This window comes from Thioclava sp. F34-6 (assembly GCF_002213235.1).
GTDB lineage: Bacteria > Pseudomonadota > Alphaproteobacteria > Rhodobacterales > Rhodobacteraceae > Thioclava > Thioclava nitratireducens.
This window is the reverse complement of record NZ_NBOA01000001.1, coordinates 663,425-687,329: the sequence shown is the minus strand read 5'-3', so window position 1 is coordinate 687,329 and position 23,905 is coordinate 663,425. Positions and strand designations below refer to the sequence as shown.

At 59.7% G+C, this 23,905-nt stretch carries 27 protein-coding genes and 2 tRNA genes; 18 read left to right on the top strand and 11 right to left on the bottom strand.

The features are described 5' to 3' along the window. Positions 1-160: 160 nt before the first annotated feature. The 7 genes from B6V72_RS03145 to B6V72_RS03115 all read left to right on the top strand — a co-directional run bounded on the left by B6V72_RS03145 (position 161) and on the right by B6V72_RS03115 (position 5,492). Positions 161-1,003, top strand: a complete 843-nt coding sequence (locus B6V72_RS03145) for a sulfotransferase family protein (protein WP_088734636.1) — start codon at positions 161-163, stop codon at positions 1,001-1,003. Between the two features lie 135 nt (positions 1,004-1,138). Beyond that, positions 1,139-1,561, top strand: a complete 423-nt coding sequence (locus B6V72_RS03140; protein WP_088734634.1) for a capsular polysaccharide synthesis protein — start codon at positions 1,139-1,141, stop codon at positions 1,559-1,561. A 51-nt stretch (positions 1,562-1,612) separates the two neighbouring features. Continuing rightward, positions 1,613-1,960 carry a hypothetical protein gene (locus B6V72_RS03135; RefSeq protein ID WP_146696158.1) on the top strand — a complete coding sequence of 116 codons (348 nt, stop codon included), beginning with the start codon at positions 1,613-1,615 and terminating at the stop codon, positions 1,958-1,960. Positions 1,961-2,553: 593 nt separating this feature from the next. Then, entirely contained in the window at positions 2,554-3,495 is a 942-nt protein-coding gene (locus B6V72_RS03130; RefSeq protein ID WP_088734630.1) for a pirin family protein, read from the top strand. Positions 3,496-3,810: 315 nt separating this feature from the next. Beyond that, a tRNA-Asp gene (locus B6V72_RS03125) sits at positions 3,811-3,887 on the top strand. 82 nt (positions 3,888-3,969) lie between these two features. Continuing rightward, a complete protein-coding gene (locus tag B6V72_RS03120) occupies positions 3,970-4,227 on the top strand; it encodes an RND transporter (protein ID WP_088718736.1) in 258 nt (85 codons plus the stop codon). Further along, entirely contained in the window at positions 4,227-5,492 is a 1,266-nt protein-coding gene (locus B6V72_RS03115) for a glutamate-5-semialdehyde dehydrogenase (RefSeq protein WP_168173002.1), read from the top strand. Before B6V72_RS03120 ends, B6V72_RS03115 begins: the two co-directional genes overlap by 1 nt. Positions 5,493-5,532: 40 nt before the next feature. Here B6V72_RS03115 and B6V72_RS03110 read toward each other — a convergent pair whose 3' ends face one another. Next, complete coding sequence (locus B6V72_RS03110; RefSeq protein WP_088724226.1) at positions 5,533-6,147, bottom strand: histidine phosphotransferase family protein; 615 nt, start codon at positions 6,145-6,147, stop codon at positions 5,533-5,535. Between the two features lie 25 nt (positions 6,148-6,172). Here B6V72_RS03110 and B6V72_RS03105 point away from each other — a divergent pair, with 25 nt between their 5' ends. The 3 genes from B6V72_RS03105 to B6V72_RS03095 all read left to right on the top strand — a co-directional run bounded on the left by B6V72_RS03105 (position 6,173) and on the right by B6V72_RS03095 (position 8,122). Continuing rightward, positions 6,173-6,352 (top strand): DUF3553 domain-containing protein, encoded by a 180-nt coding sequence (locus B6V72_RS03105; protein WP_233243185.1) that lies wholly within the window; start codon positions 6,173-6,175, stop codon positions 6,350-6,352. 169 nt (positions 6,353-6,521) lie between these two features. Beyond that, the gene (locus tag B6V72_RS03100) at positions 6,522-7,298 is read left to right on the top strand and encodes a GNAT family N-acyltransferase (protein WP_240497673.1); all 777 of its coding nucleotides are present in this window, start codon (positions 6,522-6,524) and stop codon (positions 7,296-7,298) included. A 50-nt stretch (positions 7,299-7,348) separates the two neighbouring features. Next, complete coding sequence (locus tag B6V72_RS03095) at positions 7,349-8,122, top strand: lysophospholipid acyltransferase family protein (protein WP_088734678.1); 774 nt, start codon at positions 7,349-7,351, stop codon at positions 8,120-8,122. Here B6V72_RS03095 and B6V72_RS03090 read toward each other — a convergent pair. The 3 genes from B6V72_RS03090 to tyrS form a co-directional block, all read right to left on the bottom strand. Continuing rightward, entirely contained in the window at positions 8,098-8,322 is a 225-nt protein-coding gene (locus tag B6V72_RS03090) for a ribbon-helix-helix domain-containing protein (protein ID WP_075776606.1), read from the bottom strand. The genes B6V72_RS03095 and B6V72_RS03090 overlap by 25 nt on opposite strands. Beyond that, positions 8,319-8,501, bottom strand: coding sequence for a DUF4169 family protein (locus B6V72_RS03085; RefSeq protein WP_088734628.1), 183 nt, complete (start codon positions 8,499-8,501; stop codon positions 8,319-8,321). Before B6V72_RS03085 ends, B6V72_RS03090 begins: the two co-directional genes overlap by 4 nt. A gap of 74 nt (positions 8,502-8,575) precedes the next feature. After that, positions 8,576-9,823 (bottom strand): tyrosine--tRNA ligase, encoded by a 1,248-nt coding sequence (gene tyrS, locus B6V72_RS03080; protein WP_088726665.1) that lies wholly within the window; start codon positions 9,821-9,823, stop codon positions 8,576-8,578. 59 nt (positions 9,824-9,882) lie between these two features. Here tyrS and B6V72_RS03075 point away from each other — a divergent pair, with 59 nt between their 5' ends. Further along, the gene (locus tag B6V72_RS03075; RefSeq protein ID WP_088734626.1) at positions 9,883-10,992 is read left to right on the top strand and encodes an anhydro-N-acetylmuramic acid kinase; all 1,110 of its coding nucleotides are present in this window, start codon (positions 9,883-9,885) and stop codon (positions 10,990-10,992) included. Between the two features lie 78 nt (positions 10,993-11,070). After that, positions 11,071-11,517, top strand: a complete 447-nt coding sequence (locus tag B6V72_RS03070; RefSeq protein WP_088734624.1) for a DUF4405 domain-containing protein — start codon at positions 11,071-11,073, stop codon at positions 11,515-11,517. On the opposite strand, the gene B6V72_RS03065 is transcribed toward B6V72_RS03070, so the two are convergent. The 7 genes from B6V72_RS03065 to B6V72_RS03035 form a co-directional block, all read right to left on the bottom strand. Next, on the bottom strand, positions 11,518-11,946 hold the full coding sequence (locus B6V72_RS03065; protein WP_088734622.1) for a cupin domain-containing protein: 429 nt from the start codon (positions 11,944-11,946) through the stop codon (positions 11,518-11,520). After that, a complete protein-coding gene (locus B6V72_RS03060) occupies positions 11,943-12,617 on the bottom strand; it encodes a haloacid dehalogenase type II (protein ID WP_088734620.1) in 675 nt (224 codons plus the stop codon). The genes B6V72_RS03065 and B6V72_RS03060 overlap by 4 nt, the downstream gene beginning before the upstream one ends. A 140-nt stretch (positions 12,618-12,757) precedes the next feature. Next, positions 12,758-14,032 carry a phosphopyruvate hydratase gene (gene eno, locus B6V72_RS03055; RefSeq protein ID WP_088718730.1) on the bottom strand — a complete coding sequence of 425 codons (1,275 nt, stop codon included), beginning with the start codon at positions 14,030-14,032 and terminating at the stop codon, positions 12,758-12,760. A 104-nt stretch (positions 14,033-14,136) separates the two neighbouring features. Next, positions 14,137-15,033, bottom strand: coding sequence for a DMT family transporter (locus B6V72_RS03050; RefSeq protein ID WP_075776598.1), 897 nt, complete (start codon positions 15,031-15,033; stop codon positions 14,137-14,139). A gap of 66 nt (positions 15,034-15,099) precedes the next feature. Then, positions 15,100-15,819, bottom strand: a complete 720-nt coding sequence (locus B6V72_RS03045) for an endonuclease/exonuclease/phosphatase family protein (RefSeq protein WP_088718728.1) — start codon at positions 15,817-15,819, stop codon at positions 15,100-15,102. A 27-nt stretch (positions 15,820-15,846) separates the two neighbouring features. After that, complete coding sequence (locus tag B6V72_RS03040; protein WP_088734618.1) at positions 15,847-17,277, bottom strand: protein adenylyltransferase SelO; 1,431 nt, start codon at positions 17,275-17,277, stop codon at positions 15,847-15,849. 68 nt (positions 17,278-17,345) lie between these two features. Then, on the bottom strand, positions 17,346-18,446 hold the full coding sequence (locus B6V72_RS03035; RefSeq protein ID WP_077701375.1) for an AI-2E family transporter: 1,101 nt from the start codon (positions 18,444-18,446) through the stop codon (positions 17,346-17,348). Positions 18,447-18,625: 179 nt separating this feature from the next. On the opposite strand from B6V72_RS03035, the gene B6V72_RS03030 reads away from it, so the two are divergent. From B6V72_RS03030 to B6V72_RS03010, 6 genes are all read left to right on the top strand, one after another. Beyond that, positions 18,626-18,715, top strand: a tRNA-Ser gene (locus tag B6V72_RS03030). Positions 18,716-19,098: 383 nt separating this feature from the next. Beyond that, positions 19,099-19,890, top strand: coding sequence for a helix-turn-helix domain-containing protein (locus tag B6V72_RS03025; protein ID WP_088734616.1), 792 nt, complete (start codon positions 19,099-19,101; stop codon positions 19,888-19,890). After that, positions 19,865-21,409 carry a GNAT family N-acetyltransferase gene (locus B6V72_RS03020; RefSeq protein ID WP_088734614.1) on the top strand — a complete coding sequence of 515 codons (1,545 nt, stop codon included), beginning with the start codon at positions 19,865-19,867 and terminating at the stop codon, positions 21,407-21,409. Before B6V72_RS03025 ends, B6V72_RS03020 begins: the two co-directional genes overlap by 26 nt. After that, positions 21,409-21,939: an AAA family ATPase gene (locus B6V72_RS03015; protein WP_088734612.1), complete on the top strand. Its 531-nt coding sequence runs from the start codon at positions 21,409-21,411 to the stop codon at positions 21,937-21,939. The genes B6V72_RS03020 and B6V72_RS03015 overlap by 1 nt, the downstream gene beginning before the upstream one ends. Before the next feature lie 203 nt (positions 21,940-22,142). Beyond that, complete coding sequence (locus B6V72_RS18925) at positions 22,143-23,231, top strand: hypothetical protein (RefSeq protein ID WP_146696157.1); 1,089 nt, start codon at positions 22,143-22,145, stop codon at positions 23,229-23,231. A gap of 14 nt (positions 23,232-23,245) precedes the next feature. Further along, positions 23,246-23,749 carry a GNAT family N-acetyltransferase gene (locus B6V72_RS03010; protein ID WP_206185765.1) on the top strand — a complete coding sequence of 168 codons (504 nt, stop codon included), beginning with the start codon at positions 23,246-23,248 and terminating at the stop codon, positions 23,747-23,749. The last annotated feature ends 156 nt before the right edge of the window (positions 23,750-23,905 follow it).

Below are 23,905 nucleotides of genomic sequence, written 5' to 3'. Positions count from 1 at the left end.
CTCCACTCCTCTTCCAGCCAAGGAAGCGTAGCGGAAAACTCCAGCTTCAAACGGTCCAGTTTCCGGGGATCAGATCAGAGGGTCGTGAGGTCGGCAAGACACGGTTGGTAGTGTAGTATTAGATGTAGTAGGGGTACGGCTTCATCGCTGGAGGAATCAAGTGACCCAAAATACCAGTAAGGCAGATACATCTGTCCACGCTTTGATCTCCGATGATGTATCGCTCAAGGAAGACGTCCGTGAAAAGTGGTACTATCCATTTCTGGCGCCCCTGTCGGCGCACTATCGCCAGAAAACAAGACTGGCACGAACGCCACTCTCCGATCGCATCGTGCTTGATCACTTGGCCTCCTCGGAATACCCTAAAGTTGTATTTTCTAAGAACTCGAAGGCCGCTTGCACTTCGATTGCACATGCTATTTATAAGTTGGCCACTGGTGCTCAATACAATGGAGTGATCCACCAAGAGGCGGCAGTTCTCTCTCAAGGGCGCAAGCATTGGGAAACTAATATCGCCCGCCTTGCCTCCCCATCGTACCAAACTTTTACGTTTGTTCGGCACCCCGTTGACCGGGTCGAGTCAGCATTCCGAGATTTTGTGACGGAAGGTCGTAACCCGAACCATGCCTATCACAAGGAGCAATTTCGAAAATTCGGGTGCAGGGAAGATCGAAGTGAAAGCGAAAACTTCAGCGCATTTCTCGAGTACGTTGAAGCTAGTCTCGAAGTGTCTAGGCTCAGGACAGATAGACATTGGCGGCTGCAAGTCGACAACATAGGCTGGGGACGATTTCAGTATGATCACATCGGCAGAGTCGAAAGGCTCGCCGAAGACCTTATGGCCGTTCTGATTATGGCCGGCGTCGACAAAGACGCCGCTGAGCGCGTCGTTACTATTCGCAAGAACGCATCTCAAATGGCTGAGCGTATTGCTAATCCCGATCAGATATCCAAGATTCAGGCGTTGTATGCTGAGGATTTTGACGCTTTCGGCTACGATTAATAGCCACTGAGAGGAATATCTATAATGCTATCGATTGTTTCGCTTATGAAAGAGGATTTTAACAGGAATTCTCCAGCCAAGTCGATAAGATCGAGCGCCTGACAGATCGCAATCTTGACCATTGGAGGCGTTGAAATGATCCCGATGAAAATTCATTCCCTCTGGAACACTGGCTGGCAGGAACCTCCGTCAGTCGTCGCAAAGGTTCGTCAAAGCTGGGATCATCATGCAGGGGACTATGAGGTTAATGCTTTGCAGGATGATGATTTGCAAAGACATATGGAGGAACTTGGCCTATCCAATGCCAACCTGACCATCCAGGCGGCCTCGGATCTCTTGCGTACAAAGCTCCTCTTTGAACAGGGCGGGATCTGGCTTGATGCGACATGTCTGTTGAGCGACCCCCTGTCAAACTGGATATCTGATGCTACTTCGGAGTCTGGATTTTTTGCCTTCACCCGACCGGGGGCGGATCGACTGATTTCCAGCTGGTGCCTCGCATCTGAGGCGGGCACTCCGATGCTTGAGGATTTCCTATCCCGTTTGGTCAAATATTAGTCTGTTCCGAGGCGTATTTCGCATAAATATGACGGCGTTAAAAAGTGGAACGTGTCGGCCTTGCTTGCGCGCCGCCGCGCGCACCGCGACCCTTTCTACGCGGTCGATCCTAATGGCGGCGCCGCTTATCCTTTCGCGCCCTATTTTTTCTTCCATTACATCTTTGCCGATCATGTGCGCTCACATCCGGGCGCAAAGGATGTCTGGCAAAAAACACCAAAAATCTCGGCAATTCCGGCGCACTCGCTAGGAGCCGCGGCAAAATTCGGTGATATGGGCCAACTCTGCGAGAAAAGCCTTCGACAGATGATTTCGTCAAGCCCGATCCATAAGCTGAATTGGCGTCTCTATTTTCCACAAACCATCTTTGATCTAGCAGGAGAGAAAACACAAAAATGACCCGAGATCTTATTCATCCGACATGACCCTTGTTGATCACCGCAGACCTACCTTGGCACATCGATGCCGTCGGAGGGCGGTTACATCATCAACGCCGCTCACTAGCAGGTCACCAGCAGTGCTCGGTGCTGTAAAACGTTATCGCCGTCCTTTTCTCGATATTCAATAATCTCACGGTGACCCTTTGGTATGGCGCATAGGCGCCTTCATGAACAGCATTGCCTGTTTCAAATGGGGGTGCAAGCTTGCGCGGGGTTTCTTGCCAATCCTGATCGGTCAGCGTGCAATTTACGAAGCGTTCCAAAGTTCAGTGAACCTGAGAAGATGCGAAATCCTTGATCAAAACGAGAACATCGCCCTTATACGAAGTGTATTGTTGACCAAAAAACAATAGTTTGCCCAAGTGTCGCTTTGTTTACACCGAAGATGTCGGGGGTTCGAGCCCCTCACCGCCCACCATTCCCCATGAATAGTACGGATATCAACGGCTTGCGTGTCGTTGCGCGACCGCGCTCAGACTCTGTTCGCGCATGGCTCTATGATATGCGCGCCGCGATGCTACCTTTCCCTCAACCACAGGAAAGGAGCGCCCGATGAGTTGGAACCCCGCCCTCGACCCCGAAATTCCGATCGGCGATGCCGTCGACGCCATTGAAACCGTTATCGCGCCCCGAGCGCGCGACCTTGGTGGATTCGAGGTGCGCCGCGCCTTGCCCTCGGCTGCACGCCAGATGATCGGCCCGTTCATCTTCTTCGACCAGATCGGCCCGGTGGAGTTCCTCTCCGGCCAGCGCGGCATCGACATTCGCCCGCACCCGCATATCGGGCTCGCGACTGTGACCTACTTGCTGCAAGGCCGCCTGCATCACCGCGATTCGCTGGGCACCGATCAATGGATCACGCCAGGCGCGGTGAACTGGATGAGTGCGGGCTACGGCATCACCCATTCCGAGCGCACTGACGGCAAGGTCCGCGACAGCGGCCAGCATCTCGCGGGTATCCAGACATGGGTTGCGCTGCCGGAGGATCAGGAAGAGGGGCAGGCGGCGTTCAAACATGTGGGTGCCGAGGCGCTTCCCGAATTGCAGGCCGAGGGCAAGACCGTGCGGCTGGTGCTGGGCGATGCCTGGGGTGCGCATGCCCCAATCGATCTGCCCTCCGAGATGTTCTACGCCGATGCGAAGCTCGATCCGGGCGCGCAGATCCCGCTGCCTGACGATCACGAGGATCGCGGGGTTTATGTGCTGCAGGGCTCCGTCACCGTCGCGGGCGAAACCTACAAGGAAGGTCGGATGCTCGTTTTCCGCCCCGGCGACCGGGTGTCGCTCAAGGCGGGCGGGCAGGGCGCCCGGCTGATCGTTCTGGGCGGCGCGACCATGGGCGGTCCGCGCTATATCTGGTGGAATTTCGTGGCCTCCTCGCGCGACAAGATCGACGCGGCCAAAGAGGCATGGCGCGCGGGCGACTGGGCGCATGGCCGATTCCAACTGCCGCCCGCGGATGATGCGGAGTTCATTCCCGCGCCGGAACGTTGATTGCATCCGCCGAGAAAGGGGGCGCTGCCCCCGTCGCCGGACGGCGACAAAACTAAAAGAAGAGGGGGCTCCGCCCCCGACCTTCGGTCTCCCCCGGGATATTTCTGCCAAGGGGAAGCAGAAAGCGCATCTCATCGGCGCGCGTGCGGGCGCGATAAATAAGGGCCGCGGACGCGCACTGAGGAGCCGCGATTTGCTTGCCCGAACGGCAGGTGAAAATTCGTCGGATTTTTGCTCTCAGGCCGCTTGACGGGGGCAGGTCGCCCGCGTAATACCCTCCCCACGCTCGGACGGCGATCCGGGCAGATGATGCGAGCGGTTGTAGCTCAGTTGGTTAGAGTACCGGCCTGTCACGCCGGGGGTCGCGGGTTCGAGCCCCGTCAACCGCGCCACTTTCCCCCCTTCTACGGTAAAGTTGCGTTTGTGAAACGCGCATCTGTCGCTTATATCCGGGCGAAGTTTCGGGAGGAGCGCATGCGCTGGATCAAGCAGTTTTTCGACCACATCACCCTGCTGCAAGCAGTCCTGTTCGCGGGGCTGCTGGGTCTCGCGCCATTCACCCCAGAGCCACATATTTGGGAAAAGCTGAAGATGTTGGCGGCGGGCACGCTGGTGCGTACGGTCGATTGGTTCGATCTGGTGATGCACGGGCTCCCGTGGGTCGTGCTGGCGGTGAAGCTGGCGCAATGGGTGAAAACCGGACAGACCGGGAAATCCGGTAGGGGTGCGTAATGAAAGACGACATGGACGCCAAAGGGCTGATCGAGACGATGGGCGCTGCCGCGCGGGCGGCCGCGGCGGAACTGGCCTTCGCCAGCGCCGAGGTAAAGCAGAAGGCGCTGGAAGTGGCGGCCGATGCGGTGCTCGCGCGTAAAGATGACATCATCACCGCAAATGGCGATGACATGGCCTACGGGGCCGAGAAGGGGCTGAGCCCCGCGATGATGGATCGGCTGATGCTGGACGATGCGCGCATCGAGGCGATCGCCAAGGGATTGCGGGCGGTGGCAGCGCAACGCGATCCGGTGGGCGACACGATCGCGGAATGGGACATGCCCTCGGGGCTGCATATCAAGCGCGTGCGCACGCCGCTTGGCGTGATCGGCGTGATTTATGAATCGCGGCCCAACGTGACGGCGGACGCCGGCGCGCTATGCCTGAAATCGGGCAATGCGGTGATCCTGCGCGGCGGCTCGGAGAGCTTCCATTCCAGCCGTGCGATCCATGCCTGCCTGCTCGAGGGGCTGCGTGCGGTGGGGCTGCCCGAGGCGGCGGTCCAGCTCGTGCCGACCCGCGACCGCGCCGCCGTGGCCGAGATGCTGCGCGCGACCGAATTGATCGACGTGATCGTGCCGCGCGGGGGCAAGGGGCTCGTCGGTCTGGTGCAGGCCGAGGCGCGTGTTCCGGTCTTCGCCCATCTCGAGGGCATCTGCCATATCTATGCCGACGGGGCAGCCGATCTGGAACAGGCGCGGGCCGTCGTGGTGAACGCCAAGACCCGGCGCACCGGGATTTGCGGCGCGATGGAGTGCCTTCTGATCGACCGCGCCTTCTGGAAGAAACATGGCGGCGTGCTGATCGAAGACCTGCTCAAAGCAGGCGTCGAGGTGCGCGGCACGGGCGATTTGCTGCAAATCGAGGGCGTCACCGAGGCAAGTGCGGAAGATTTCGGGCGCGAATTCCTCGATATGATCTGCGCGGCGAAGATCGTCGATGGCGTGGATGGCGCGATCGAACATATCCGCCGCTATGGCAGCCAGCACACTGAATCGATCCTGACCGAGAATGACGCCGCCGCCGACCGCTTCTTCGAGCGGCTCGACAGCGCGATCCTTATGCGCAACGCCTCCACCCAATTCGCCGATGGCGGCGAGTTCGGCATGGGCGCAGAGATCGGTATCGCGACCGGCAAGATGCATGCGCGCGGGCCGGTGGGCGCCGAGCAGCTCACCTCGTTCAAGTACCTGGTGACCGGGCACGGCACGGTGCGTCCCTGAGCGCACCGTACCCTCCGATTTCAGCCTGACGCGGTCGCTGTCAGAAGGCGATCGTGCCGCCTTCGGAATCGACCGACCAATCGAGTCTGCGACCCTGCCGCGCCGCCTCGCGCGGCAGGAGCGCGAATTGCACCCGCGTGGGCGTCAGGTCCAGCGGTTCCCCATCGAGCGCCGCGAAGGCCGCACGATCGGGTCGCGCTTTCTCGGCGCGCGCCGTGATCATCCAGCCGTCGCCGCAGGGCATCGCGCGGATATCGCCGCCGAAGGGCAGCGCGGTTTCGAGGCAAAGCATCGCGAGAAGCGCCAGTTTCACCTCGGCGCGCGGCGTCTCTCCCGGCGCCCGCCAATCGTAGTCCACGCGGCTCTGAGCGGAGACTTCGCCCAGCAACCCGGTGATTTCCGCTTCGCTCAACTGCTGATCGGGGCCGGCGCGTCCAAAGGCCAGCCGGAAGAACTTGACGCGCGCATTCGCCGCCGCCACGCTTTGCGAAATGAGCTCCACCTCCGGGCCGGGCGCTTCGCTTGTCATGGTGAGCAATTCTACCCCATTGCCGATGGCCCCGATCGGGCTGATAAGGTCATGGCACAGGCGCGACGCGACAAGTTCGATCAAATCAGCGTCCTCCGCACCCGCATTCGCGGTCTCGAATGGCATCAAACTCTCCAGAAGGTGAAATGTGATCTATGAAATCCTAGAACCCGGCATGCTGGTCAGGAATCCCGCCCAGCCCGACTGGGGCACTGGCCAGGTGCAATCGCGTATCGGCGAAAAGGTGACGGTCAATTTTGAACATGAAGGCAAGCTTGTCCTGGACGGTCGGCGGGTCGCGTTGGAATTGGTTTTCTCTGAACAAAGTTGATGAAACGTTAACAGGCGCGTGAGGTCACGCGAGAAATTCCGTCAACCGGAGGATGTGGCGCATCGCCCCCCGTCGTGATGCGTCCATGACACGCTCCGCGCCGCGCGATATTGCCAATCCGGGCGCGGCTTTCTAAACCGGGCCAGCGAATATCGGCAGGAGGACGCCCGTGATCGACAGCGCCGCATTCGAAATCAGGCTGGCCCGCGATGCCGCCGATCTCGTGGCGTCCCAGCGGCTTCGCTACCGCGTTTTCGTCGAAGAACTCGGCGGCGGCGGCGAGACGGTCGATCACCAAAATCGTCTGGAAAGCGATCGGCTCGACGCGATCTACGATCATCTTCTGCTGGTCGATCCCGCACGCGCTGAAGGCGAGCATGTGGTGGGCGCCTACCGGCTGCTACCTTCGGATCGGCTGGAGCGGGCAGGGCAATTCTATTGCGATAGCGAATACGACCTCTCGCCGCTGGTCGGCACCGGGCGCAAGTTGCTGGAGCTTGGGCGCTCCTGCGTCGATCCGGACTATCGGGGCGGGGCGGCAATGCTGCTTTTGTGGAATGCGCTGGCCGATTACGTCCTTGCCCATGACATCGAGATTCTCTTCGGCGTTGCGTCCTTCCACGGCACCGATGCCGAGAAGCTGAAAGCGCCGCTGTCGTGGTTGCATCACCATCACCTAGCGCCCGCGCACATGCGTCCGCGCGCGCGGCCAGAGGCGTTCCAGCCAATGGACCTCGTACCTGAGGCGGCGCTGGATCGGCGTGCGGCGCTGGCCGAAATGCCCAATCTGATAAAGGCCTATCTGCGGCTCGGCGGCTTCGTGGGCGAGGGGGCTTTCATCGACTATCCGTTCAACACGACCGACGTTCTCCTGCTCATGGATACCAAGGCGATGAGCGACAAGCATCGCAGCTTCTACACCCGTCGTTTCGAGGGCCGCGCGTGAGCTGGATCGAGGACGAGCCCGATCCAAAGCAGTTCGGCGCGCTCGATTGGATGCGGGCGGGGCTGCGCGGTCTGATCTGGGGGCTGATGCTGCTGATCGGGCTTGTAGTGCTGCTGCTGGTGCGTCTGGTGGAGCGCCCGGTTCACGGGCTGGCGCGGCCCTGGACGCCGTGGATCACGCAAGCGGTCTGCCGGATGAGCTTCCCGATCCTCGGGATCTCCTATCGCGTCACGGGGCGTCCGATGACCAAGATCGGGGCGGTGGTCGCAAATCACGGATCGTGGCTCGATATCTTTGCGCTCAACGCCTGCCAGCGGGTCTATTTCGTCTCCAAGGCCGAGGTCGCCAGATGGCCTTTCGTCGGCTGGCTCGCGCGGGCCACGGGCACCGTTTTCATCAAGCGCGATCCGCGTGAGGCAAAGACGCAGCAGGGGCTGTTCGAGGATCGCATCCGGGCGGGCCATCACCTGCTGTTCTTCCCCGAGGGCACCTCGACCGATGCGCGCCGGGTGCTGCCCTTCAAGCCGACGCTGTTTCAGGCCTTCTACAGCCATGGGCTGGAGCGCGTGATGCAGATCCAGCCGGTCACCGTGGTCTACACGCCCCCCGCGGGCGAGGACGTGCGGTTCTATGGCTGGTGGGGCGATATGGAGTTCGGGCCGCATCTGATCAAGGTGCTGGCACAGGCGCGGCAGGGCGCGGTCGAAGTGGTGTTCCACGCGCCGCTCTCGGTCTCCGACTATCGCTCGCGCAAGGAGCTTGCATGGGCTGCGGAGAGCGCCGTGCGTCGCGGCTTGCCTTACGAGATCGCACGCGCCCGGTAATAGGCCAGCACGTAGAGGCGGATTGCCGTGGCAAGGCCCGTCTCGGTGCCGCGATCCACATCAATTTCGGCTGCCAACTCGTTGAGGCCTAATGATTTCTCATGGGCGATATCGCGGAAGGCACGCCAGAATTCATCCTCCAGCGTGACCGAGGTGCGGTGCCCGCCCAGCGTCAGGGAGCGTTTCTTCGGTCGGCTCATTCGTCGTGCTCGCGCTGATGGCCGTCGAGATCGCGCCGCTCTTTCGTGGCACGGTTTTCCTGTAGCGTTTTCTCGGCCTTGCTGCGACCGAATTTCTCAGCATTCACAGAGCCTTGCTCGCGCTTCTTCACGCGCGCCTGCTGTTTGCGAAACTGGTTGAGATTGGTGACCTTGCTCATGGGCAAAGAGTGCCACAGCCGATCGTATCGGAAAAGGGGCTTGGGCGCGCCCGCATGAGGCGCGCCCGATAGAGTTACTCGACTTCGACCAGCGCGTGACGCTTCTTGCCCGCGCTCAGCTTCACCGGGGTCTCCAGATCGGCGGCGGTGAACATGCGGCCCGGATCGGCGCAGGGCTCGTCATCGACCTTGAGCGCGCCTTCGGCGATCAGCCGCTTGCCGTCCTTACCCGATTTCGCGAGGCCCGAACGCACGACGAGCTGCGCGAGGCTGATCCCGTCGCCCAGTTCCTCGACCGTCAGCGTGAGGGTAGGCAGGTCGTCGCCCACGCCGCCCTTCTCGAAGACTTCGCGCGCGGTTGCCTCGGCAGCATGCGCGGCCTCCCAGCCGTGGCAGAGCGCGGTGACCTCGTTGGCCAGCCGCACCTTCGCCGCGTTGATCTCGGAGCCTTCCAACGCGCCCAGACGCTCGCATTCCTCGACCGGAAGCTCGGTATAAAGCTTAAGGAAGCGGCCAACATCGGCGTCGGTTGTGTTGCGCCAGAACTGCCAGAACTCGTAAGGGCTCAGCATGTCCGAGTTCAGCCAGATTGCGCCCGAGGCCGATTTGCCCATCTTCCTGCCGTCCGAGGTTGTCAGAAGCGGCGAGGTCAGTCCGAAGATCTCCTGATCGAGCACGCGGCGCGTCAGGTCGATCCCGTTGACGATATTCCCCCATTGATCCGAGCCGCCCATCTGCAGCAGGCAACCGTAGCGGCGGTTCAGCTCGAGGAAGTCATAGGCCTGCAGGATCATGTAGTTGAATTCGAGGAAGCTGAGGCTCTGCTCGCGATCCAGCCGCGATTTCACGCTCTCGAACGACAGCATCCGGTTGACCGAGAAATGCCGCCCGATATCGCGCAGGAAATCGAGGTAGTTCAGCCCGTCGAGCCATTCCGCGTTGTTGAGCATCAGCGCCGGCGTCTCGGCCTCGTAATCGAGGTATTTCGCAAACACCTGCTTGATGCCCGCGATATTGTCGTCGATCTGGTCGGGCGTCAGCAGCGGGCGCTCGTCGGCGCGGAAGGAGGGGTCGCCCACCTTCGTCGTGCCGCCGCCCATCAGGGTGATCGGCTGGTGGCCGGTCTTTTGCAGCCAGCGCAGCATCATGATCTGGATCAGCGAGCCGACATGCAGCGACTTCGCCGTCGCGTCGAAGCCGATATAACCCGGCACGGTGCCTTTCGCCAAAGCCTCGTCCAGCCCCTGATAATCCGTGCAGTCGGCCAGAAAGCCCCGCTCGATCATCACGCGCATGAAGTCTGATTTCGGATGGTAGGTCATCGTGCTTGTTCCTTTCGTCTGAGCGTGCGTATATCGGGGCAGGCGACGAGAGGGAAGCCATGTTGAAATCCGGGCCGGTCTGGGCGGTTGGCGCCATGTCGGGCACGTCCTTGGACGGGGTGGACGCGGCGCTCGTGTTGACCGACGGAACCCGCATTCTCGATTTCGGCCGCAGCGACTACCGCCCCTATACCGAGGCCGAGCGCGCGACGCTCCATGCAGCCCTCGGGCGCTGGCCCGGCGAGGCCGGGGTGGAGGAGGCCTGCGAGGTGGTCGAAACCGCCCATGCCGAACTGCTCAGCGGCTTCGGAGAGGCGCAGCTCGTGGGGTTTCACGGCCAGACGCTCGCCCACGATCCCTATGGGATGCAGGGCCCGCGCCGCACCCATCAGGCCGGCGACGGCTCGGTCCTGGCCGAGGTGCTGTCGCGCCCGGTGGTCTGGGATTTCCGCTCCACCGATGTCGAGATGGGCGGGCAGGGCGCGCCGCTCGCGCCCTTCTTCCACTTTGCCTGCGCGAAATACGCCAAGCTCGATGCGCCGGCGGTGTTTCTGAACCTCGGCGGCGTCGGCAATGTGACCTGGGTCGATCCGCGCCAACCCTCGGCAGAGGTGCCGGGCGCGGTTCTGGCCTTTGACACCGGCCCCGCCAACGCACCGATCAACGATCTGATGCGGCTCAGGCGCAAGGCGGAGTTCGATGCGGGCGGAGAGCTGGCGCTGACGGGCCGCGTTGACGAGGCAGTGGTCGAGGCCTTCCTGACGCATCCCTATTTCCTGAAGATGCCGCCGAAGTCGCTCGACCGGAACGATTTTCATGACGTCCTGTCCCGTGTGGCCGCGCTGGAAGACGCGGATGCGGCAGCCACGCTTACCGCCTGTGCGGCAGCCTCGGTCGCGCGGGCGGGGGAGCATTACCCGACCTCGCCCTCGGCGATCTATGTATGCGGCGGCGGGCGGCTCAACACCGCGCTGATGGTGGCTTTGCAGCGGCGCATGAACGTGCCAGTGCAGCCGATCGAGGATATCGGGCTCGATGGCGACATGCTGGAGGCGCAGGCCTTCGCCTATCTCGCGGTGCGGGTGGCGCGTGGCATGGCAACCTCTGGGCCCTCGACGACCGGGGTGTCGGCGCTGATCGGCGGCGGCAAGGTCTCGCGCCCCGGCTAAATTCGCATCACTTGACGCTGATCATGCCGCGCCGCGGCGGACGGCGCTAGGATCGGCCTCATTGAAGAGGGTAGTCCGATGTCTGAAACTCCAACCGATCCCTGTCCGACGCCGCAGGCGCGCAAGCAGGCCCCGTTCTCGAACCGGGCCGCCGCGGTCTTCCTTGCGGGGCTCAGCTTCGTCGTCATGGTCATCTCCGGCCTCGTCGTCAGCATTGCGCCCTCGGGCCGGGTTGCGCGGGATATCGACTGGTCGCTCCTCGCGCTCGACCGCGCCGACTGGGAGCTTTTGCACCTCGCGATGGGGGTGCTCTTCGTCTTCGCCGGGGTCTGGCACATCAAGCTGCACTGGCCGGTGATCCGCAACCTGCTGTGGTCCGCGGCGGCGCAAACGCTGTGTCACAGGCGCGAATTGGCGCTGGCGGTGGGGCTCGTGGCCGCGGTGATCGTGCTGACGCTGCTCTGGTGGCCGCCTGTCAGCTGGCTCGATCAACTCTCGCGTTGGGCGAGCGTCGGGCTCTGGTGATCAGCGGGGGATGTCGAAACCGGGCGGGGCCAGTTCGAACCCCTCGAAGCGAAAGCCCGGCGAGACAGTGCAGCTGACAAGGCTCCACCCCCCGGTCGAGCGCGCGGATTGCCACTGGCCCGCGGGCACGATCCCCTGAGGTTGATCGCCGCCGATCACGTCGGGGCCCAACAGCAATTCCAGCACCGGTCCCGCCTCCTGCGGCGCGATATCGAGCTGCACCGGCGCGCCTGCGTGGAAATGCCAGATTTCGGTCGCGTCCACCCGGTGCCAGTGGCTGCGCTCGCCCGCCTTGAGCAGGAAATAGATGCAGGTGCCCGAAGGACGCGCGCCGTCTGCGGCTTCCGCTTCCCAGGTTTGGCGGTAATGCCCGCCTTCGGGATGCGGCACGAGGCCAAGGGCCTCGATGATCGCGTCGGCCTCGCTCATGCGAAGAGCTCCTTGGCGAGCGTCTCGAAATCGGGCGCGATCGCGTCCCATTCCTCGCTCGGCACAAGGTCCTTGTCCTGAGCAGGCCCGTATTCGGTCGGGCGCGGTACGAAAGCGGTCTTTAGCCCCAGCGACCGGGCTGCCGCAAGATCATCATTATGCGCGGCCACCATCATCACCTCTTCGGGCGGCAGACGCAGCGCGGCGCAGGAGGCCAGATAGACCTCCGGCTTCGGCTTGTAGTCGCGGGCGATATCCGCGCCGAGGATGCAATCCCACGGCAGCCCCGCGTGGCGCGCAAGCCGTGTCATCAGCGCGATGGACCCGTTGGAACATGGCGCGATGATCGCATGGCGCCTCAGCGCGTGAAGGCCGCTGACCGCGTCGGGCCACGGGTTCAGCCGCTCCCAGACATGCGACAGGCTATCGGGTGCCGAGACCGCGAAGCGCTTGGCTACCCGGTGCAGGTTCTCGCGATGCAGATCGTCGAGCGCCACATAGCCGCGCCCGCCGTCGCGAATGCGCCGCATCGCAGGATCGTATTCGCCACGCCACGCATCGGCGAAAGCCAGGGAATCGATCCCGGGAAAGGCAGTTTTCACCTCACGCGCGACGGAGTTCCTCCAATCGACACAGGTGCCGAACACATCGAAAATCAGAGCCTTGATCATGGCCCGACAGTGACGCGGATAAGGGCGCAACGCAATCGCCCCTTCGGCTTGGCCCAAATATCCTCGCCGAAGGCGAAACGAAAACCCCCGGCGAAGCGCGTGCTCCGCCGGGGGCCTGGGTGTCTCACGTCAAGACGCGCTTAGCGCAGGATCGAACGACCCGCATATTCCGCGGTCTCGCCCAGCGATTCCTCGATGCGGATCAGCTGGTTGTATTTCGCGAGCCGGTCCGAACGCGCCAGCGAGCCGGTCTTGATCTGACCGCAGTTGGTGGCGACCGCGAGATCGGCGATGGTCGCGTCCTCGGTCTCGCCCGAACGGTGGCTCATCACGTTGGTGTAGCCTGCGCGGTGCGCCATATCGACGGCCTGCAGGGTCTCGGTAAGGGTGCCGATCTGGTTGACCTTCACCAGCATCGAATTCGCGACGCCCTGCTTGATGCCATCGGCCAGACGCGTCGGATTGGTCACGAAGAGATCGTCGCCCACCAGCTGCACCTTGTCGCCCAGACGCTCGGTCAGGAGCTTCCAGCCTTCCCAATCGTCCTCGGCCATGCCGTCTTCGATCGAGATGATCGGATAGGCCCCCAGCAGCTTCTCGAGATAGTCGACATTCTCTTCCGAGGTCAGCGACAGGCCTTCGCCCTTCATCTCGTATTTGCCGTTCTTGTAATATTCGGTCGAGGCGCAATCCATCGCGAGGTAGATGTCCTCGCCCGGCTTGTAGCCCGCTTTCTCGATCGACTTGAGAATGATGTCGAGCGCGGCCGTGGTCGAGCTGAGTTCCGGAGCAAACCCGCCCTCATCGCCCAGACCCGTGGACATGCCGCCGGCCGAGAGCTCTTTCTTCAGCGTGTGGAATACTTCCGAGCCCATGCGCACCGCGTCGCGGATATTGCCCGCGGAGACCGGCATGATCATGAATTCCTGGATGTCGATCGGGTTGTCGGCATGCTCGCCGCCATTGATGATGTTCATCATCGGCACCGGCAGGACGCGGGCCGAGGTGCCGCCGACATAACGGTAAAGCGGCAGGGTCGAGAAATCGGCGGCCGCTTTCGCGCAGGCGAGCGAGACGCCGAGGATCGCGTTGGCGCCGAGGCGGCCCTTGTTCTCGGTGCCGTCCAGTTCGATCATCGCGCGGTCGATCTCGACCTGCTCGGTGACGTCCTCGCCGACGAGGTTCTCCGCGATCTCGCCGTTCACGGCCATTACCGCTTCCAGAACCCCTTTACCCATGTAGCGGGCCTTGTCGCCGTCGCGGCGCTCGACCGCCTCATGCGCGCCGGTGGAGGCGCCCGACGGCACGGCCGCACGGCCCATCGTTCCGTCTTCGAGGATGACGTCGACTTCGACGGTGGGGTTGCCACGGCTGTCGAGAATCTCGCGGGCGTGGATGTCGATGATGGTGCTCATGGGGGCGCTCTCCTCGGGCTCCGGTTGATGCTTGGCTAGGTGCATACACCCGTGCTGCGCCTGCGAAAAGGCCGTAAGGGCAATTTCTGGAGGAAATGGTACCGCTAACGGCGACCTTCCCTGCGCAGTTTCGCCTGCCGCCACAGCGCATAGAGGCCCGAGCCCACGATCACCGCCCCGCCGATCAGCGTCCAGCGATCCGGGGGCTCGGCGAAGACGACGGTCGAAATCACGACGGCGAAGGCGAGACGCGAATAGCGAAACGGCATGATCACCGCGATTTCGCCCAGCCGCACCGAGGCGATCAGGGCGTAATAGCCCACCGGCCCGATCGCGAGCGCGCCGAGCAGGTAGAGCCAATCCATCGGTGCGGGTGTGACGACCGGCTCTGGCAGCACGGCCAGCAGCAGGAGCCCCAGCGGCAACACGCAGAAGAAGCCGAGTGTCGCCACCTGCAGCGAGGTCACGTCGCGCGGCACGCGCCGCGTGGTGACATCGCGCATCGACAGGCCGATGACCGCGCCGACCGCGAGAAGTGAGAGCATCGAGAATTCGTCCGTGCCGGGCCGGATCACGATCATCACGCCGAGAAACCCGATCAGGATCGCCGAAAGCCTGCGCCAGCCGACCCGTTCTTTTAGAAAGATCGCGGCGCCGAGCGTGGTCGCAAGCGGCGTCGCCTGATGGATCGCGGTGGCTTGGGCGAGCGGCGTGAAAGCCACGGCGGAGACGAAGAACCCGGTGCCGACGATCTCGCCGGCGTTGCGCAGCCAGAGCGCAGAGGAAAGCAGCGAGCGGGTGAAGATGCGCTCGCCCTTCAGCTTGGCGAGCACCGCGAAGATCGTCGCGCCGCCAAGCCCCACGGCGGCGAGAATTTGCCCCACCGGCCAGTCGCCCGCGAGCATCTTGATGAACATATCCTCGAGCGCGAACCCCGCCATCGCGAGGATCATCAGCATCGAGCCGCGCAGATTGTCGTTCTCGGTGGGTTCGGGTGTCATGGGGCGCTCCTGACCGGATGGTCAAGGCCCACCTAGCGCGCCTGTGATCGGCCTTCAAGCAGGGTGTCAGGCGCGGGGATGCGCCCGGGTGACGATACCGCCGATATCGGCCCAGATCGGCAGGTGATCCGAGGCCACGCGCGCCAGTGGCGTATCCAGCACACCCTTGCGCACCACGCGGATTCCCGGCGAGGTCACGATCCGGTCGAGCCGGCCGATCGGGGCGCGCGAGGGGTAGGTCGCGCCCGGCGCATGGATGTGAAAGCCGGTCAGCGCTTCAAAGCCGTGGCGTTCGCGCCATTCGTTGAAATCGCCGATTGCGAGCGCCGGATGCGGCTTCACCCCGGCCATGATCTCGGCGATCCGGGTCCATTGTGCGCGCCGGTCGCTCCGCCGCAGCCCAAGATGCGCCGCAATGAGCAGGAAGGGCGCGCCGCTGTCGGGGGCGATGTTCACCGCGATGGCGCCGCGCGGCTCGAGACCGGGCAGGGTAACCGGCTCGATCCCCAGCACCCGGGAGCCACGCCGGACCAGCACGACCTGCCCATGCCAGCCCAGCGAGGCGGCTGTGGTGCGGGGCATGTCGTGGCGGATGAAATCGGTCTCTTCCTCGATCAGCTTTTGCGGCAGTGCGGCGGGGCGCTCACCCATGCGCTTGTCGACTTCCTGCAAGGCGATCACATCGGCGTGCAGCGCATTGATGACGTTCACTATCCGCGCCGGGTCATGCTTGCGATCGGTCCCCACGCATTTGTGCAGATTGTAGGAAGCGATCCGAAGTGTCATTTTTCTGAGTGCCTTACAGGGTGATCTTCATGTCCCGCAGAAGGTCCGGAAGACCCGTTCGTCGGGCTTCGGGGCGTCTTCATACGAGGCGTAACGCGGATCTTCCGCATAGGGGTCCGCCAGCGCCTCCATAAGCCTGTGGAGTGGACCGTCATCACCATCGACCGCGGCCGCGATCATCTCCTCGACCCGGTGATTGCGCGGAATGCGCAGCGGGTTCGCCATCTCCATGACGGCGCGCGGATCGTCTTCGCTCGCGATCCGCTTCTCCCATCCCTCGCACCAGAGATCGAATGCCATAGGCTCTGTGAACTCTTGACCCGCCGTCTTAGGATCGCGCCGCAGCGCGCTGAAGACACGCGTGAAATCGGCATTTTCGGTCGCCATTCGGTTCAACAGGTCCTCGATGAGCGGCAGGTCTTCGTCGGTCGCCTCAGCGAGGCCGATCTTGCGGCCCATCAGCCGCAGCCATTCGCCCTGATAGACGCCGATGAAGCTGTCGACGGCGGCACTCGCCCGTTCGATCGCCGCATCGTCGTCGCCGATCAGCGGCATCAGGCAGGTCGCGAATTGCGCAAGGTTCCAGACCGCCACTTGCGGCTGGCGCGCATAGGCGTAGCGGCCCTGTTGGTCGATGGAGGAGAAGACCCGCCCCGGATGGTAATGGTCCATGAAGGCGCAGGGGCCATAGTCGATCGTCTCGCCCGACAGCGCCATGTTGTCGGTGTTCATCACGCCATGGATGAAGCCGAGCGCCATCCATTTCGCGACGAGCTCGCCCTGCTTCGCCGCTACCGCACGCAGGACTTCGAGCGGTGTATCACATTCCGGATAATGTCTATCTATCAACGTGGTGAGGAGCGTTCTTAATCCATCGCGATCATTGCGCGCCGCGAAATACTGGAAGGTGCCGACGCGGATATGGCTGCGCGCGACGCGGGTTAGGATCGCCCCGGGACGCCCCGAGGCATCGCGCACAACGGTTTCGCCCGTGCGCACGGCGGCGAGCGCGCGAGTCGTCGGCACGCCAAGCTTCGCCATCGCTTCGCTCAGGAGATATTCGCGCAATACCGGACCGAGCCACGCCCGCCCGTCAGAGCGGCCACGCGAAAACGCGGTGCGCCCGGCGCCTTTCAGTTGCAGATCGAAGCGCACGCCATCGGGTGCGACCACTTCACCCAGCAGCACCGCACGCCCATCGCCCAGACGCGGCACGAAGCCACCGAACTGGTGACCCGCATAGGCCTGCGCGATCGGCTCCGCGCCCTCGGGCATCGTGTTGCCGGCCAGCATCTCGAGCCCTTGGGGGCCCTCCAGCCAATCGGCATCCAGGCCCAGACGGTCGGCAAGGTCGCGGTTCAGCAGCACCAGTTCCGGCGCTTTCACCGGTTGGGGCGGCTGACGCTCGAAGAACGTGTCGGGCAGGCGGGCATAGCTGTTGTCGAAGGGAATGGTCATGGCGTCTCCTTACCTCCCTATCTAAGCCTTGCGCCCTTCAATCCAATCCCCGTTGGCTATCAGCGCCTTCAATGTTCCATGTCCGGCAGACCTTCGCGCGACAGCAGCACCGCGAGCGGACGCAGACGCGGGCTTTGCGAACAGATGATCATCAGCGCCACCATGATCGGCACGGCGAGGAACATCCCCGGAAGCCCCCAGACCGCGCCCCAGAAGGCAAGCGAGATGATGATCCCGAAGCTCGACAGCCGCAGCGCATGGCCCATCAGCATCGGGTCGATCACGTTGCCGATCACGAATTGCAGGATGCCGACCGCGACGAGCACCGTGCCCGCCGTGTAGGGGTTCTGGGTCAGCACATAGACCGCGAGCGTCGCGATAACCGTCGCGATGATCGAGCCGATCGAGGGGATGAAGTTCAGTGCGAAGGTGATGATCGCGACCGGGAGCGCCAAGTCGAAACCGCCCACGGTGAAGACGCCGTAGACCGCGATGGCCGTGACGGCGCTGACGATGGCTTTGACCAGCAGATAGTGGTTCACCCGGCGCATGATCGTGCCAACCATTCGCGCGATCCGCTCTGCGCTGGCGCGATCACCCATCAGCGAGTTCAGCTTCGCGTCGAACCAGATCCGCTCGGCGAACAGGAAGCCCACGAACAGAATGATCAGGATCGTGGCCGAAAGCAGGTTCGAGGCCTGACCCGCCAGGGTGGTCAGATACCCTGCGACCTGAATGCTCTGCATCGATTCCAGCACCGATTGCTCAACCTCGGGGCCCATCCAGCCGAAGAGTTGCGCGATCGCCTGCTGCGCGGGGCCCGCATAGTTCAGCACCATCGTCACGACGGTGTTCACCTGCGAGATCAGCACCGCGCTCAGCGTGAGCAGCCCGCCCGCGATCAGCGCAAGTGCCACCAGCGACGCCAGACGCGGCGGGATCGAGACCGGCCCGATCCGGAGCCGCCCGACCGCATTGATCGCCTCGGAGGTCAGCGAGAACAGGATGATCGCGATGGCCAGAGAGATCAGGATGAATTTCGCCTGCACCATCAGGAACAGCGCCAGCGCGAAGGCGATGATGCCGAGAAGCACGTTGGTGAGCGCGCGCGGCTCGAATGCGCGCCCATCGATCAGGGCGGGGCGGCCCTCATCGGGAGTGTCCTTCATCTTCATCATCTTCCTGTGCCTGCCCCTGACGGGGGCGTAACCTGATTTTCTTATGCTAGGAGCCACCGGGCAGGCGCGCAAGCGCCGAACCCGCGTGTTTTCAGGGCTTTTTAATGTCCTTCGCATTATTCCGGATCGGCTCTTGCATCCCTCCCGGATTTGCGGATAAACCCGTCGGCGGAGCGGTGGCCGAGTGGTCGAAGGCGCACGCCTGGAAAGTGTGTAGGCGGGAAACCGTCTCGAGGGTTCGAATCCCTTCCGCTCCGCCATAAAAATCTCCTAAGGTTTTGTTAATTATCGTTTTATTCTGCTATCGGGATTTTTCTTCCCCCAATGCGTCCCCCGCCGATGCGTAGATACGTCGGTCCGAAGCAAGCCCGCGGAACGTGAACGCACCCACCTTTGGGCGCCCGTGTGTGCGGCACACTTGCTATCTCAAGCTTGTCGTCCGACACTTGGATGAAAGTCACGAGCTACTCCTCTCTGGTTAATTGCAATCTGTTGAGCTTAAGATGGTCACTTCCATCATAGGTTGCGCGATCTGATTTTGGTTGCGGGTGTGCCCCTTCGGTCAATTGCGGGCTCAGAGGTTACATATAGGTTGCCCGTTTCATCTTGAGGGTGTTACCCTCAGTGTAAAACGAGGCATGAAGTGAAGAATCTTTCGGGTAAAGTGATTGAAACAAAAGCGTTTTCTCCCAATGAATTGAAGCCGTCTCTTGGAAAGAAGCTGCGGGAGCTGCGTGAGGTCGCGGGCATGACGCAGAGCGAACTCGCCAGTCAAATTGGAGTCAGTCGTTCAGCGGTTTCGCGTATGGAGAGAAGCGAAGATCTTAGCGTGGTTTTGCTTAAGAAATTCGTCTCCGGATTGGGCGCAACGCTGCGTGTCGACGCAAGTTTCGATTCGACTTCTCCGGTGACGCTTCGTGTTCGCGAGGCGTTTGGCTCCGAATGCACGAATGATGACCAGTTGCTTTTCCCTCTTTTCGAAGAAGAGTCATTCAAGGCAAGCCGAGATGTAGTGCTGAGTATAAAGCCTAGATATTCCACTCGAATACTGGATGGTACCAAGACAGTAGAGTTGCGCCGGCGATTTCCGGTTCAAGTGCCGAAAGGGACTCTAGTCTATATATATTCGACAAGCCCAATACGCGCTTTGACCGGTACCGCACGTATTTTGGGCGTCGAAAAAATTGATCTAGAGGAGATGTGGGAGCGATTTTCGCCGGTTGCATGCATTGATCGTGGTGATTTCGATTCCTATTTTTCGGGCTTAGAGCAGGGCATTGCAATCCTACTTGGAAATGTGCGCCCCTTGTCGCGCGCTATAGGGCTAAGCGAGTTGCGTGACCGCTTTGAATTTGCACCACCGCAGTCTTTCATCTACGCAAACCCATTATTGCGAGAAGCCATAAAAAATGAGTCATCTTCGCTACCTCATTGATACGAATGTATTTATTGGACTAGAAGATGATCGCGAGATAGACCCGAACTTCTCGCATTTACTACAGCTTGCTTCAAAGCATAGTGTGAGGATTTTCGTGCATGAAGCGGCAAGGGATGACATTGCTAGAGATAAAGATACGAGCCGACGGCGTATATCGCTTAGTAAATTTGCGAAATTTGCGCCGTTGTCGAAAGTGCGCGGACTAACTACTTCCGAGCTGTCACGAAAATTTGGTTATCTTCGCAAAGCTAACGACGTTGTTGATGCGACGCTTTTGCATGCACTTAGTCTCGATTTAGCCGACTTTCTTGTAACTGAAGATAGAAAGCTTCACGAGCGAGCGCGTAAGCATGCTCCCGAGTTATCTGATCGACTACTTTTTGTAGCCGACGCTACTTCACTCTTAGAGTCGATTTATGAACCGATCGACGTACCAATCCGGTATATTGAAGAGATTGAAGCGCATGCGGTGCCGCTTGATGACCCAATATTCGAAAGTTTACGGGATGACTACGATAAGTTTGACGAGTGGTGGAAGAAATGCGTTTCGGAGCTAAGAAAATGTTGGATTGTAGCCCGCCCCGGTAGTCAAGGAATTGCCGGCATCTTAGTACGTAAGGATGAGGCTAGTAGATATAGTGACGCCACTCTTTCTGGTACGAAGATATTGAAAATTTGTACTTTCAAAGTTGCACCAGAGAATCGCGGTATAAAGCTCGGTGAGCTATTGCTGAAACAGGTGCTTTGGTTCGCCCAAACAAATGGTTACGATCTTGTGTATCTGACAACATATCCCAAACAAAACGCACTTATCGAATTGCTTGACTATTATGGATTTCAACAAACATTGGAGCGCGACGACGGCGAGTTGCTCTACGAGAAGACGTTCTCGAGAGAAAGATTGATCCTTCCCGAAGGAGAATCTGTTTTCAGTGCTCAGCGGACGAACTATCCAAGATTTTCGACCGAATCATTTATTCATGGGTACGGCGTACCCATCTTGGAAGCCTACCATGACGAATTGTTCCCAGAACTGAGAGATTTAAGGCAGGCGGACATGTTCGAGCACGTCGGTCTATACGGTGGGCCCAGTCGGCCTGGGAATACAATTAGAAAAGTATACCTTAGCCGCTCGTCGGCTAATCTCAAGGAACCTGGATCATTATTATTTTTCTATAAAGGAAAGTCCAAAAGTACCCCGTCTCAGGCGATTACCTCTGTGGGGATTTTCGAAAATATGGAGTTGGCGCATTCGACTAAAGAGCTTATGCAACTCGCGCAGCGACGTTCAGTCTACAGCGAGGCTCAGCTCGATAAATTGGGCGCAACCTATGATAGGCCAGTAAAGGTAATAAATTTCCTTCTTGCTGGTTATTTTAGAGAGCCAGTCGATTTGAAGGAGCTACGCGAAATTGGTGCGATAAAGCACCATCCGAGCCAATCTATTTTTCAGATTAATCGCTGCGCATTGGAAGCCCTCTTTAGGAAGTTAGATCTTGGATTTCGGGTGATTTGATGAACATTGCCCTTGTGGGAATTTCGGGTGTCGGGAAAACTACCTTGCTAAAGGGAGCGGCGAACGTGAGGCCGTTCCTCCACCTGGAGGCCAGTAAGTTAATCAAAGAAGAAATCGCGCTTTCGAAACAAAAGTTCGAGATTGCTGACAATCTACGAAGTGCAGAAGTTGTGGGCAATCAGTCAGCCCTGCTCAAGGCGTTTCACCGAAGAACGGATAGGGAGGCCGGGTTAGTCGTGTTAGATGGCCACACCGTCTTGGATACTGGTTCTCAGCTTCAACGAATACCACCGTCAATATTCGCGGAAATGAACCTACATTCGCTGCTCTTCCTTCAAGACGATCCCGAAGCAATACGTCACCGAAGATCCGCGGACATTGCACGAGTTAGACCCAAGAGATCGACTGACGAAATCAGGCACCTCCAAGAAGTGGCGATTCTTACAGCGGCAGATATCGCACTAAAGCTCGCCATTCCGCTGCATGTCGTCACGCACGAGGATGCGTTGAGAATTTTAGTGACACTGTAGCTATAAAAAATTTCGATGAATCCACCGTGAGCGGGGTCTCTTACATCGGTTCAGCGAGCAAACGTAAGTTGAGGCTTGTACGCACAGGCCTTTCCCAAAGCCACGACCAAGATGAGATCTAGACTTTAGTGCCGGTGCGACTAAGCTTGCCCCAAAATTTGATAGGTTTATTCGGAGGGGATAGCTTGCACCAAAATCACAGCATGGCCGCCTGGTGTCCGGTGAGGCAAGGTCACGAAACGGCGTCGGTCGAGTTCCATTTTAACTTATGGCGTCTGCCAAAACTTGGATGGTGGAGAAAATTTCGTTCGGGTTCGGGGGATCACGACAGGGACTTCATTGAAGTTGGCATTCTTGTTGATCAGCCCGAACAGATCGAAGAAATATGTCTATTTTTTCCATTTTCGGTTGCGCGGGGTGATATAATAGACTGTGGGCCATTTTTTCGGGACGAAAGTATCGCTGAAGGGATTTTCAATGAGCAGATTTCTGTCGAAATTCCAGCTGCAAAGGATGGATCTTATCTAGAATTAAAAACAAATGGCGGGACTTTTTGTCGAGTTCACAAGTTTGAAAAGTCTCGTGGCAACATTTCGGATAATCATCTAGACGTGAAACCTGCGGGTCACGGAACACTTTTGACGATCAAACACATTGCCGTGCAGGCGCCTTTTAACGTAAAGGCCTTGGATGGAAAGACCTATTTTCGCCTTCGCGTGAAACTTCCACAGACTTCGGAGGGGCCGTTCGTCCAAACCATCAGGCCTTCGGATTGGGCGCTCCAAAGTGGGTTTGAGGGGATTGAGTTGATCAATTTTAGGCTTAATGAAATGAGAACTTTGCCGAGCGAAGTTCAGAACTGTCTTCGACGTTCAGAAAATACAAATAACGCGAAAGTTCGGCTGATTGCGTTTCTTGCGGCTGTACCTGCGGTTGCAGATATGGCCTCTTCGAGCACCCCTTCGCACAAAAGTCGTACACTCGAACATGATATTTGGGGCGATTATATCAGTAACGGTCTTCCTGACGATATTGCGATTTATCATTGGAAAAAATCTAGCAACTTTAAAAACGGTGAGGAGCCGATTAGCGATTTTTCCGCGTTCGTTAAACTAAAACAACGACGCGCGGGCTTGGGTACGATCGTCGTTTACCTTGCAATCGCGTTCCTTTTTGGGGTTTTCGGAAACGTCGCTGCGAGCTATATCGTGCCGTCCCAAGCGGTTCTTTTGAGTTCCCAAAGCGACGATATTGCGGTACAAGATCCAGAAGCCCAGGCGGAAAAAAACTAGGCGGAGTATAGAGAATGTCTATGATTTATAAGGATTTTTTTGCCAGCAGTGCGCCGTGTCGAGTGCCGCAAGATGCAGTGCCTAGTAGGGTGCCGGTTCTGTCGAGAGAGCACCTTCAAGCACTAGCTTTCCTTGTGCCCCTGTCTGATGACTATCCCAATATCGACCGCTGGTTCGTTGACAAAGTGGTCACTGGAGAGGCGTTGGGTGCTCGGCATCTTGTGCAGTTTGAACGTGACGGTCGTCTCGTGGCATTGGGTATCGCGAAAGATGAAGGTGGCGAAAAGAAAATTTGCACCGTTCGGGTCCATCCGGAATATTTCGGGCGTGGGTTGGGTGTAAGGATTTTCGATCATCTTTTGGATTGGTTGCAGGTTGATAAGCCGCTCCTGACGGTAAGCGAGAGTAAGTTTCTTCTTTTCCAGCGTCTGTTTGATCATTATGGCTTTGTGCAAACTTCGACAACTCCTAACCTCTACCGAAAGGGCGTGTCCGAGTTGGGTTTCAACGAGAATTGATCTTTCGTCGTTTGGTGATTATTTAGTGTGTCCCGGAGCGCTGATTGAGCGCTGCCGGGCACGCAAATTTAATGAACTGGTGGCAAATTGGTCGCGGACAAAATCGACATAACTTACGAATCCTCCCTTCGCGCGCTGGTTTTTTAGGTTCTGGCA